Source organism: Shewanella sp. JNE2, from assembly GCF_023159115.1.
GTDB lineage: Bacteria > Pseudomonadota > Gammaproteobacteria > Enterobacterales > Shewanellaceae > Shewanella > Shewanella putrefaciens.
The window spans coordinates 171,375-184,418 of sequence record NZ_CP096169.1 but is presented as its reverse complement, the minus strand read 5'-3'; the positions used below and the strand labels follow the sequence as shown (position 1 = coordinate 184,418).

At 46.6% G+C, this 13,044-nt stretch carries 7 protein-coding genes; all 7 read right to left on the bottom strand.

Going from position 1 to position 13,044, the window contains the following annotated elements; translation table 11 throughout:
- Positions 1 to 59: 59 nt before the first annotated feature.
- The 7 genes from fusA to rplJ all read right to left on the bottom strand — a co-directional run bounded on the left by fusA (position 60) and on the right by rplJ (position 12,836).
- A complete protein-coding gene (gene fusA / locus MZ182_RS00805; RefSeq protein ID WP_011787571.1) occupies positions 60 to 2,156 on the bottom strand; it encodes an elongation factor G in 2,097 nt (698 codons plus the stop codon).
- A gap of 78 nt (positions 2,157 to 2,234) precedes the next feature.
- On the bottom strand, positions 2,235 to 2,705 hold the full coding sequence (gene rpsG / locus MZ182_RS00800) for a 30S ribosomal protein S7 (RefSeq protein ID WP_011787570.1): 471 nt from the start codon (positions 2,703 to 2,705) through the stop codon (positions 2,235 to 2,237).
- An 80-nt stretch (positions 2,706 to 2,785) separates the two neighbouring features.
- On the bottom strand, positions 2,786 to 3,160 hold the full coding sequence (gene rpsL / locus MZ182_RS00795) for a 30S ribosomal protein S12 (protein ID WP_011787569.1): 375 nt from the start codon (positions 3,158 to 3,160) through the stop codon (positions 2,786 to 2,788).
- Positions 3,161 to 3,339: 179 nt separating this feature from the next.
- On the bottom strand, positions 3,340 to 7,557 hold the full coding sequence (gene rpoC / locus MZ182_RS00790; RefSeq protein ID WP_011787568.1) for a DNA-directed RNA polymerase subunit beta': 4,218 nt from the start codon (positions 7,555 to 7,557) through the stop codon (positions 3,340 to 3,342).
- 83 nt (positions 7,558 to 7,640) lie between these two features.
- Positions 7,641 to 11,672 (bottom strand): DNA-directed RNA polymerase subunit beta, encoded by a 4,032-nt coding sequence (rpoB, locus tag MZ182_RS00785; protein WP_011787567.1) that lies wholly within the window; start codon positions 11,670 to 11,672, stop codon positions 7,641 to 7,643.
- 240 nt (positions 11,673 to 11,912) lie between these two features.
- Positions 11,913 to 12,281, bottom strand: coding sequence for a 50S ribosomal protein L7/L12 (rplL, locus tag MZ182_RS00780; RefSeq protein WP_007644333.1), 369 nt, complete (start codon positions 12,279 to 12,281; stop codon positions 11,913 to 11,915).
- A 54-nt stretch (positions 12,282 to 12,335) separates the two neighbouring features.
- The gene (gene rplJ, locus MZ182_RS00775; protein ID WP_006083609.1) at positions 12,336 to 12,836 is read right to left on the bottom strand and encodes a 50S ribosomal protein L10; all 501 of its coding nucleotides are present in this window, start codon (positions 12,834 to 12,836) and stop codon (positions 12,336 to 12,338) included.
- Positions 12,837 to 13,044: the final 208 nt, after the last annotated feature.

The window sequence follows — 13,044 nt, the reverse complement described above, 5'->3', positions numbered from 1 at the left end:
CTTTTCAGAATAGTCCAGTCAAAGCTGGACCATAATAACATTTATGTCGTAACTGGAAATTAGCTACGAGATTCAATAATCGCTTTCGCAATGTTTTGCGGTGCATCAGAGTACTTCAAGAACTCCATGGAGTACGAAGCACGCCCCTGAGTTGCAGAGCGCAAATCAGTTGCATAACCAAACATTTCAGAAAGAGGCACCACAGCATGGACTATTTTGATGCCACCAAAGCCATCATCCATACCTTCAATCAAACCACGACGACGATTTAAATCACCAACTACGTCGCCCATGTAGTTCTCAGGAGTAGTTACTTCTACTTTCATGCAAGGTTCGAGCAGCACAGGATTCGCTTCAAGCGCACCCTTTTTGAAGCCCATAGAACCCGCAATTTTGAACGCCATTTCATTCGAGTCCACATCATGATATGAACCGTCGAACAGAGTGACCTTCACGTCCAACACAGGGAAGCCAGCGAGAACGCCATTCTTCATCTGTTCTTGGATACCTTTATCAACCGCAGGTATAAATTCACGAGGAACTACACCTCCCACAATAGCATTGATAAATTCGTAACCAGCACCTTCTTCATTAGGCTCTAGTTTTAACCAAACGTGACCGAATTGTCCACGACCACCTGATTGGCGTACAAATTTACCTTCAGCTTCAACTGATCCTCGGATAGTTTCACGGTAGGCCACTTGTGGCTTACCGACGTTACATTCGACACCAAACTCGCGACGCATACGGTCTACAATGATGTCTAAGTGTAACTCACCCATACCGGAAATAAGTGTTTGTGATGATTCTTCGTCTGTTTCAACCCTGAATGATGGATCTTCAGCTGCAAGTTTTTGCAGCGCAATCCCCATTTTATCTTGGTCTGCTTTAGACTTGGGCTCAACGGCAATGGTAATTACTGGCTCAGGGAACTCCATACGTTCCAAGATCACTCTATGATCGTTATCACAAAGCGTATCACCCGTAGTGACTTCTTTTAACCCTATCGCCGCGGCAATATCACCGGCACGAACCTCTTTCAGCTCTGTTCGATCATTGGCATGCATTTGCACGATACGACCTATACGTTCCCGCTTCTGTTTAACAGAATTGTAAACGCCTGAGCCTGACTCAAGTACGCCGGAGTACACACGGATAAAAGTTAACGTCCCTACGAATGGATCTGTAGCAATTTTAAATGCCAATGCAGCAAAAGGCGCATTGTCATCTGATGGGCGCTCAACTTCTTGCTCATTCTCATCAATGCCCTTAATTGGAGGCACATCAATAGGCGCTGGCAAAAATTCCACGACCGCATCAAGTACCGCTTGAACGCCTTTGTTCTTAAATGCAGAACCACAAGTCGCTAAAACGATTTCATTATTTATAGTACGCTGACGCAGTGCTTTCTTAATCTCTTCTTCTGATAGCGTGCCTTCTTCAAGGTACTTATCCATCAGTTCATCAGAGGATTCAGCCGCTACTTCAACCAGATACTCATGCATTTCAGCCGCTTTAGCCGCTAATTCTGCAGGGATCTCCTCATGAGTAAAAGTCATACCCTGGTCTTCTTCATTCCAGTTAATGGCTTTCATCTTGATTAAGTCGATCACGCCTCTAAAGTTTTCTTCTGAGCCAATATTCAATTGAATAGGCACACAAGTTGCTCCAAGGCGAGTTCTGATTTGCTTCACTACACGTTCAAAGTCCGCACCTGCGCGATCCATTTTATTGACGAATACTAAGCGTGGAACACGGTATTTGTCAGCTTGACGCCACACGGTTTCAGATTGGGGTTCAACACCTGAAGAACCACAAAAAACCACAACAGCGCCGTCAAGAACGCGCAAAGAACGCTCAACTTCAATAGTGAAGTCAACGTGACCTGGGGTATCGATGATATTGATGCGGTGTTCAGTGAATTGAGCATCCATACCACGCCAGAATGTGGTTACCGCAGCAGAGGTGATAGTGATACCACGCTCTTGCTCTTGAACCATCCAGTCTGTGGTCGCGGCGCCGTCATGCACCTCACCGATTTTATGAGACAAACCGGTATAGAACAGAACACGTTCTGTTGTGGTGGTTTTACCTGCGTCCACATGAGCACAAATACCGATATTACGATAACGCTCAATTGGGGTTATACGAGCCACGATTATACCCTCTCCACCAAGACAATTGCCTTGGCAATATCAACAACAATGGTGTGGGCCTAAGCCCACACCATCAAATTACCAGCGGTAATGAGCAAAGGCTTTGTTAGCTTCAGCCATGCGATGCACGTCTTCACGCTTCTTAACAGCAGTACCTTTGTTTTCAGACGCATCTAGCATTTCACCTGCTAGACGTAAAGCCATAGATTTTTCACCACGCTTACGAGCAGCTTCAACTAACCAGCGCATCGCCAGTGCGTTACGACGCACTGGACGAACTTCACATGGTACCTGGTACGTAGAACCACCAACGCGACGAGATTTAACTTCGACTGATGGGCGAACATTGTCCAGGGCTGCTTCAAGGATCACTAAATGGTTTTCGCTTTTCTTTTCAGCGACAACATCTAATGCCTTGTAGATAATTTTTTCTGCAGTCGACTTTTTGCCGTCCTGCATAATGACGTTGATGAACTTAGCCAACAACTCACTGTGAAACTTTGGATCTGGTAGGATTTTACGTTGTCCTACAACGCGACGTCTTGGCATAACAATTCTCCGTATGCTTCAGGGATTTCCAAAACTGGAATTCTCAAAATAAACTAGCTTGGCCTTACTTAACGGATACGTTAAGACTTAGGACGTTTTGCACCGTACTTAGAACGACCTTGGCGACGTGAGCTCACGCCAGCACAGTCTAGTGCGCCACGAACAGTGTGATAGCGAACACCTGGTAAGTCTTTAACACGACCACCACGGATTAAGATCACGCTGTGTTCCTGCAGGTTGTGGCCTTCACCGCCGATGTACGAAGTTACTTCGAAACCGTTAGTTAGACGCACACGAGCTACTTTACGTAGTGCAGAGTTAGGTTTTTTAGGGGTAGTAGTGTACACACGTGTACAAACACCACGCTTTTGTGGGCACGCATTCAACGCAGGCACGTTAGTCTTGTCGACTTTTGGCGCGCGTGGCTTACGTACCAACTGGTTTACAGTTGCCATGTATAGCTCCGAGTCAGTTGAATCAAACTCAACGATAAGGTGTGAAAAATCTATATCCCACAATAGTGGGACGCGGAATTTTAGAAAGGTAATGCCTGACTGTCAAGAAATAGCCAACTTTTGCGGCATTTTACAATAAAAAAGGCGCCATTGGCGCCTTTTTGTTACAAACTGATTACTTAATCTTGGCTACCGGCCATGTTTAAGAGATCAGCGAGGTTCTGTTCAGCTTCACTAGCAGTGACTTTATTCACAACAACTGGCTCGTCTTTCTTAGCGCGAGCATCATTGCGGGTCTTGTGATAAGCATAACCTGTACCGGCTGGGATCAAACGACCAACGATAACGTTTTCTTTCAGACCACGTAGTTGATCACTCTTACCACCTACGGCGGCTTCAGTCAGTACGCGCGTAGTTTCTTGGAACGACGCTGCAGAGATAAACGATTCTGTTGCCAGAGACGCTTTAGTAATACCTAGCAGTTCACGTTCGAAGGTCGCAGGTACTTTACCCTGTGCGATAAGTTCGCGGTTTGCGATCTTAACGCGAGACACTTCAACTTGCTCACCTTCTAAGAACTCTGTGTCACCCGCAGAAGTGATCAAGCACTTACGTAGCATTTGACGGATGATGACTTCGATATGCTTATCGTTGATCTTCACGCCTTGCAGACGGTAAACGTCTTGAACTTCGTTCACAATGTAGTTTGCTACATTGTGGATACCGCGCAGACGCAGAATGTCATGTGCCGCTTCTGGACCGTCAGCGATAACTTCACCACGTTCGACTTTTTCACCTTCGAACACGTTTAAGTTACGCCATTTAGGGATCATCTCTTCATATTGATCGCCGCCATCAGCAGGTGTAATGACCAAACGACGCTTACCTTTGGTCTCTTTACCAAACGAGATGGTACCAGAGATTTCTGCCAGAATAGCAGGCTCTTTTGGCTTACGCGCTTCGAACAGGTCAGCAACGCGTGGCAGACCACCGGTGATGTCGCGTGTTTTAGACGATTCCTGTGGAATACGTGCTAAAGCGTCACCTACGGCAATTTGCGCGTTGTCGTCAAGGTTAACAATCGCACTACCAGGTAAGAAGTACTGTGCTGGCACTTCTGTACCAGGGATCATCAGATCGCTACCATTAGCGCCAAGCAGACGGATCATTGGGCGCATTTCTTTACCCGCTGTACCACGCTGACCGACGTCAAGGATCACGATTGATGATAGACCCGTTAGTTCGTCTGTTTGACGTGTCATAGTGACACCGTCAATCATATCGACGAACTTGATACTACCCGCCACTTCAGAAATGATTGGGTGAGTATGTGGATCCCAGTTAGCGATAATATCGCCCGCTTCAACCGCAGCTTCTTCCAATTTCTCAAGCACAGTACCGTATGGCACTTTGTAACGCTCTTTCTCACGACCTAACTCATCGATGATGGCCAGCTCAGAAGAACGAGAAACGATAACCAGTTTGCCGTCGCTGTTAGTAACATGCTTAGCATTATGCAGTTTCAATGAACCCGAGTTTTTCACTTGGACATTGTTTTCTGCAGACGCACGAGATGCCGCACCACCGATGTGGAACGTACGCATCGTTAACTGTGTACCTGGTTCACCGATAGATTGTGCTGCCACAACACCGATGGCCTCACCATGGTTGATGATATGACCACGGGCCAAGTCACGTCCATAACAGGCTGCACAGACACCGAAATCGGTATCACAGGTAATCACAGAACGCACAATCACTTCATCGATTGAATGCTCTTCTAACTTGTCACACCATGCTTCGTCGAGCAGCGTGTTACGTGGTGCTAGTACATCTTCGGTGCCTGGATAGAACACATCAACGGCAACCACACGACCCAGTACGCGTTCACGTAACGGCTCAACCACATCACCACCTTCAATCAGCGGTTTCATGGTTAGACCTTCGTGAGTACCACAATCGTCTTCGATAACCACTAAATCTTGTGCAACGTCTACAAGACGACGAGTCAGGTAACCCGAGTTCGCTGTCTTCAATGCGGTATCGGCTAGACCTTTACGCGCACCGTGAGTAGAAATAAAGTACTGGAGTACGTTTAGACCTTCACGGAAGTTAGCGGTAATTGGCGTTTCGATGATTGAGCCGTCAGGTTTCGCCATCAGACCACGCATACCCGCCAACTGACGGATCTGTGCAGCACTACCACGAGCGCCTGAGTCAGCCATCATATAGATGCTGTTAAACGAGGCTTGTTTCTCTTCAACGCCATCACGGTTAATCACTGTCTCAGTTGACAGGTTTTCCATCATAGCTTTAGAAACTTTTTCGTTGGCACTTGCCCAGATATCGATAACTTTGTTGTAACGCTCACCGGCTGTGACTAGACCAGATTGGAACTGCTCTTGAATTTCAAGAACTTCAGCTTCTGCATCAGCAACTAAGGTGTATTTCTCGTCTGGAATAACCATGTCATCGATACCGACAGAGGCACCAGAGATGGTTGCAAAACGGAAACCGGTATACATCAATTGGTCAGCGAAGATAACAGTATCTTTCAGACCCAGTTGACGATAACAGGTGTTCAACAGTTTAGAGATCTGCTTTTTGCCCATGTTCTGGTTAACCAGATCAAATGACAAACCTGCTGGCAGAATAAGTGACAGCAGAGCACGACCCACAGTCGTATCAACGATACGGCGTTGTTCAGTGCGCTCACCATCATCACCAATAATGGTTTCAGTGATACGAACTTTAACGCGGGCATGCAGTTCAGCAGCGCCAGTTGCGTAAGCTTTTTCAACTTCAGCAACAGACATAAATGCCATACCTTCACCACGGCCGTTAATACGCTCACGGCTGGTGTAGTACAGACCCAATACCACGTCTTGAGACGGGGTGATAACAGGCTCGCCGTTGGCTGGTGACAGGATGTTGTTGGTAGACATCATCAGGGCACGGGCTTCAAGCTGCGCTTCCAGTGTTAACGGTACGTGTACCGCCATTTGGTCACCGTCGAAGTCGGCGTTGTATGCCGCACAAACGAGTGGGTGTAACTGGATGGCTTTACCTTCAATCAGTACAGGTTCGAACGCTTGAATACCTAATCTGTGCAGTGTTGGTGCACGGTTAAGCATTACTGGATGTTCGCGGATCACTTCATCCAGAACGTCCCAAACTTCCGCCACTTCACGCTCAACCATCTTCTTAGCCGCTTTGATGGTAGTCGCTAAGCCACGACCTTCCAGCTTGCCATAGATAAATGGTTTGAACAGTTCCAGTGCCATCTTCTTAGGAAGACCACATTGGTGCAGACGTAAAGTAGGACCTACGGTAATGACCGAACGACCAGAATAGTCAACGCGCTTACCCAACAAGTTCTGACGGAAACGACCTTGTTTACCTTTGATCATATCGGCCAAAGATTTCAGAGGACGCTTGTTAGAACCGGTAATTGCACGACCACGACGACCGTTATCTAATAGCGCATCAACAGACTCTTGTAACATACGCTTTTCGTTGCGTACGATAATGTCTGGCGCAGCTAAATCTAACAGACGCTTCAAACGGTTGTTACGGTTGATCACGCGGCGATACAGGTCGTTAAGATCTGAAGTCGCGAAGCGGCCGCCATCGAGCGGTACCAGCGGACGTAAGTCAGGCGGTAACACAGGCAGTACTTTTAAGATCATCCATTCAGGCTTGTTGCCTGAAGTGAAGAAGGCTTCCATCAACTTAAGACGTTTAGTCACTTTCTTGCGACGAGTCTCAGAGTTGATTGAAGGTAATTCTTCACGCATTTGTTCGATTTCTTTCGCTAAATCGATAGCGCGCAGCAGTTCTAGAACAGCTTCGGCACCCATTTTCGCTTCGAACTCATCACCGTATTCTTCTAACGCATCCAGATACGTTTCTTCTGTCAGCATTTGGCCACGTTCAAGGCTGGTCATGCCAGGCTCGATCACGACGAATGATTCAAAATACAGTACGCGTTCGATATCACGCAGCGTCATATCCAGCATTAAACCGATACGGGACGGCAGTGATTTTAAGAACCAAATGTGCGCGACTGGGCTAGCCAGTTCGATGTGACCCATACGCTCACGACGTACTTTAGTCTGCGTGACTTCAACGCCACACTTTTCACAAATAACACCACGGTGCTTCAGACGTTTGTACTTACCGCACAAACATTCGTAATCTTTGACTGGGCCAAAGATACGCGCACAGAACAGACCTTCACGCTCAGGCTTGAAGGTACGGTAGTTGATGGTTTCTGGCTTCTTAACTTCACCAAAAGACCAAGAACGGATCAGATCAGGCGATGCCAGACCAATTTTGATGCCGTTAAATTCTTCAGTCTTGCTTTGCTGTTTCAGAAACTTTAATAAGTCTTTCACGTTTCTCTCCTGAAGGAGTTAAACCGGGTACTCCGCGACTGCGGAGTACCATTCTGTTGCCAAACGTTGCCTTTGGGCGACGCTTATTCCTGATCCAACTCGATATTAATACCGAGTGAACGGATCTCCTTCAGTAACACGTTGAAGGACTCTGGCATGCCAGGTTGCATCTGATGGTTACCGTCGACGATGTTCTTATACATCTGAGTACGACCGTTAACGTCATCCGATTTCACGGTGAGCATTTCTTGAAGCGTATAAGCGGCACCGTATGCTTCTAGTGCCCACACTTCCATCTCACCGAAACGCTGACCACCGAACTGAGCTTTACCGCCCAGTGGTTGTTGAGTCACTAAGCTGTACGAACCGGTAGAACGGGCGTGCATCTTGTCATCAACTAAGTGGTTCAGTTTGAGCATGTACATGTAACCAACGGTTACTTGACGCTCAAATTCGTTACCAGTACGACCATCATACAACTTCAGCTGACCAGAGGTTGGCAAGCCTGCAAGCTCAAGCATCTGCTTGATCTCTTTCTCTTTAGCACCGTCGAATGCAGGAGTCGCAATCGGGATACCACCCTTCAAGTTTTGGGCAAGACGCATCACTTCATCATCGGTGAATGAATCGATATCGACGCGCTGCTGCACTTCGTCACCTAACTCATACACTTGCTTGATGTAACCGCGTACTTCAGCCAGCTCGCGCTGTTCTTCAAGCATTGCAGTGATCTTGTTACCAATACCTTTAGCGGCGGCGCCCATATGGACTTCAAGTACCTGACCAATGTTCATCCGTGACGGAACACCTAGTGGGTTCAATACGATGTCTACTGGGTTACCTTGTTCGTCATATGGCATGTCTTCGATTGGGCAAATCTTAGAGATAACACCCTTGTTACCATGACGACCCGCCATCTTGTCACCAGGTTGGATAGTACGCTTAACCGCTAAGTAAACCTTAACGATCTTCAGTACGCCTGGCGCCAAGTCATCACCTTGGGTGATCTTGCGACGTTTAATTTCAAACTTCTTATCGAAGTCTGCTTTCAGCTCTTCATGCTGCTCAGCTAATTGCTCAAGTTCAGTTTGTTTTGCTTCATCGTCAATAACTTGAACCAATACATCCTTACGTGGCATAGCTGCGATTTGTGTTTCTGTGAAACCTGCACCTAACAATAGGTTACGAGCACGGCTCAATACACCTTCTTCAAGGATCTTGAACTCTTCGCTTAAGTCTTTACGTGCTTGAGCGATGTGCATCTCTTCGATTTCAACTGCACGTTTATCTTTTTCAACGCCGTCACGGGTAAATACCTGAACGTCGATGATAGTGCCCTTAACAGAGTTAGGTACACGCAGTGAGCTGTCTTTCACATCAGACGCTTTCTCACCGAAGATAGCACGGAGTAACTTCTCTTCTGGTGTTAGCTGAGTTTCGCCTTTTGGCGTCACTTTACCGACCAGAATATCGCCACCCTTCACTTCTGCACCAATATAAACGATACCTGATTCGTCGAGTTTCGACAGAGCAGATTCACCTACGTTTGGAATATCAGCGGTGATTTCTTCGCTACCCAGTTTGGTATCACGAGCAATACAAGACAGCTCTTGGATGTGGATAGTGGTGAAACGGTCTTCCTGTGCTACGCGCTCAGAAATTAAGATCGAGTCTTCGAAGTTGTAACCGTTCCAAGGCATGAACGCGATGCGCATGTTCTGGCCAAGAGCTAAGTCACCTAAGTCAGTAGACGGACCGTCTGCTAACACGTCACCACGAACTACTGGCTCACCAACTGCACAACAAGGGCGCTGGTTGATACAAGTATTTTGGTTAGAACGGGTGTATTTAGTCAGGTTATAAATGTCGATACCCGCTTCGCCTGGACGTAGCTCATCTTCATTGACTTTAACAACGATACGGCTCGCATCAACGTAGTCGATATAACCACCACGCTTAGCAACAACTACTACACCAGAATCAACAGCTAGCGTACGTTCAATACCAGTACCGACTAACGGCTTTTCAGAGCGCAGTGTGGGTACGGCTTGACGTTGCATGTTCGCACCCATCAATGCACGGTTAGCGTCGTCGTGTTCTAAGAACGGGATCAGTGATGCAGCAACAGAAATAATCTGTTGTGGCGATACGTCCATGTATTGAATATCAGATGCGCGCATAAAGGTCGATTCACCTTTATGACGACAGGCGATCTGCTCTTCAACCATGCGGCCATTTGCATCAACTTCGATGTTTGCCTGTGCAATGACATAACGACCTTCTTCAATCGCTGACAAGTATTCCACTTCGTCAGTAATCACGCCGTCAATCACCTTGCGGTATGGCGTTTCTAAGAAGCCGTATGAGTTAGTACGGGCAAAACTTGCTAATGAGTTGATTAGACCAATGTTTGGACCTTCAGGGGTCTCAATTGGACATAAACGACCATAATGCGTTGGATGTACGTCACGGACTTCAAAGCCTGCACGTTCACGGGTCAAACCACCAGGGCCAAGAGCAGAAATACGACGCTTATGCGTGACTTCTGACAGCGGGTTGTTTTGGTCCATGAATTGTGACAGCTGAGAAGAACCGAAGAACTCTTTCACTGCAGCAGAAATTGGCTTAGCGTTGATTAAGTCTTGTGGCATCAGCTCATTCAGATCGCCTAAAGATAGACGTTCACGCACAGCGCGCTCAACACGGACTAAACCAACACGGAATTGGTTTTCAGCCATTTCACCGACGCTACGAATACGACGGTTACCTAAGTGATCGATGTCATCGACTTCGTCGAAACCGTTACGGATATGAATGATGTTCTTCATTACCGCGACGATGTCTTCTTTAGACAATACACCGCTACCTTCGTCATCAGGAATGCTGAGGCGACGGTTGAACTTCATACGACCGACTTTAGACAGGTCATAACGCTCTTCACTGAAGAACAAGTTCTGGAATAGTGCTTCAGCCGCATCTTTGGTTGGTGGCTCACCAGGACGCATCATGCGATAGATCTCAACCAGTGCTTCTAAGCGGTTAGTGGTTGAATCGATACGCAGCGTATCTGAAATATAAGCACCATGATCTAGCTCGTTGATATACAACGTGCTGATATCTTTAATGCCAGCAAGTGATAATTTCGCTAAGTCTTCTAAGCTGATTTCACTGTTTGCAGACACTAAAACTTCACCCGTGTCCGGATCGATATAATCTTGAGCAGCATATTTGCCCACGATATATTCAACTGGCACTTCGAGTTCAGTGGTATTAGTCTTTTCTAACTGGCGAATATGGCGCGCAGTAATACGACGGCCCGCTTCAACCAGCACAGAACCTTCAGCATCCTTGATGTCATAGCTGGCAGTTTCGCCACGCAGACGCTCAGGAACTAACGCCATGACTAACGTATCTTTCTTGATCTTGAACTCAACACGTTCGAAGAACAGGTCGAGGATCTCTTGAGTAGAGTATTCTAATGCACGCAGAATGATGGTCGCTGGTAATTTACGGCGACGGTCAATACGTACGAAAAGTGCATCTTTAGGATCGAATTCAAAGTCAAGCCATGAACCACGGTAAGGAATAATACGTGCGTTATACAGCACCTTACCCGATGAGTGGGTTTTACCACGGTCATGATCGAAGAACACGCCAGGGCTACGGTGTAATTGAGATACGATTACACGCTCAGTACCGTTGATAACAAAGGTACCGTTATCCGTCATCAATGGGATATCGCCCATGTAGACTTCTTGCTCTTTAATATCTTTTACAGTGCCTGCCGCTGCTTCACGGTCATACAACACCATGCGTAATTTAACGCGTAGTGGTGCTGAATACGTAACACCGCGGATCTGACACTCTTTCACATCAAAAACAGGCTCGCCAAGCTTATAGCTGACGTATTGCAGTTCTGAATTACCAGAAAAGCTCTTGATGGGAAAAACGCTACGGAAGGCGGCTTCAAGACCGCGCTCACCGGTAGGATCTTGATCGGTGAACTTCTTAAAAGAGTCTAACTGAATAGACAAAAGGTAAGGAATATCCAACACCTGTGGACGCTTACCAAAGTCTTTGCGAATACGCTTCTTTTCAGAATAGGAGTAAACCATGGGTTTCCTCTGCTTACGAGATGTGACCAAGACTGAATCAATAACTTAAGTTATTACATTCAGCACGTTTGCCCATCACCGTTGATGGCAAGAACCTAACCAGTAATCTCTGCTAGGGACTGCAAAATCTGGCGATAAACGGTGAAAAAAAATCGCCGGCGCATATAGCGCAAAAAAGGCCGACGGTTAAAAAACCGCCAGCCTCCACCCAATTGGCTTGGGTGAGTAAGCTAAAATAGCTTACTTGATTTCTACTGAAGCACCAGCTTCAACTAGTTCTTTCTTCAGAGCTTCAGCTTCTTCTTTAGAAACGCCTTCTTTAACTGCTACTGGAGCAGCTTCAGACATTGCTTTAGCTTCTTTCAGGCCTAAACCAGTTGCGCCACGGATGGCTTTGATTACTGCAACTTTGTTGTCGCCGTGTGCAGTCAGAATTACGTTGAATTCTGTTTGCTCTTCAACAGCAGCAGCAGCTTCGCCACCACCAGAAACAACAGCAGCAGCGGCAGAAACGCCGAACTTCTCTTCCATTGCTTCGATCAGTTCAACAACTTCCATTACAGACATAGCTGCAAAGGCTTCTAAGATTTGGTCTTTAGTGATAGACATAACAAATGTTTCCTATTGTTCTGAATTCAATTCTATTAAGCAGCCAGCTTGAAATTAAGCGGCTTCTTGTTTTTGATCGCGCAGGGCGGCCAGTGTACGAACGAACTTGCCAGCAGATGCTTCTTTCATAGTCATCATTAACTGTGCTAGTGCTTCTTCGTATGTTGGCAGTTTCGCCAAACGATCAATTTCCGCTGCAGGGATGAAATTCCCTTCAAAGGCTGCGCCTTTAACTTCGAAGTTAGCTTGCTCTTTAGCAAAGTCTTTTAACAGACGAGCTGCAGCACCTGGGTGCTCTAAAGAAAAAGCAATCAAAGTTGGGCCAGTGAACGTTTCTGCTAGGCACTCAAAAGCTGTACCTTCAACAGCACGACGAGCTAGTGTGTTACGTACTACACGTACATAAACACCAGCTTCGCGCGCTTTTTTACGCAGACCGGTCATAGCACCTACAGTTACACCGCGTGAATCAGCGGCAACTGCAGATAGCGCACCTTTGGCAGCTTCGTTGACTTCAGCAACAATCGCTTTTTTGTCTTCGAGTCTTAATGCCATTGGCTTTACTCCTGGATTCTACCTAGGATATTTCCTAGTATTTACCATACTAAATACTTATGTATTTAGTGACTTACGGTGCAGATTATCCAGTAAAAAATTTAGCTGGGGCCTGACACCGTCTACGCAGGAAATTAAGTAAACGGTTTAAAGTAAACACCTGCGGTCTTGGACGGAAGCCTTATCTTCAACACAAAAAAGTGCTAAA

Excerpts from the sequence above, each read along its gene's own strand:
- rpsG (WP_011787570.1), bottom strand. The coding sequence starts at position 2,705 with ATGCCAAGACGTCGCGTTGTAGGACAACGTAAAATCCTACCAGATCCA.
- rpsL (WP_011787569.1), bottom strand. The coding sequence starts at position 3,160 with ATGGCAACTGTAAACCAGTTGGTACGTAAGCCACGCGCGCCAAAAGTC.
- rpoB (WP_011787567.1), bottom strand. The coding sequence starts at position 11,672 with ATGGTTTACTCCTATTCTGAAAAGAAGCGTATTCGCAAAGACTTTGGT.
- rplL (WP_007644333.1), bottom strand. The coding sequence starts at position 12,281 with ATGTCTATCACTAAAGACCAAATCTTAGAAGCCTTTGCAGCTATGTCT.
- rplJ (WP_006083609.1), bottom strand. The coding sequence starts at position 12,836 with ATGGCATTAAGACTCGAAGACAAAAAAGCGATTGTTGCTGAAGTCAAC.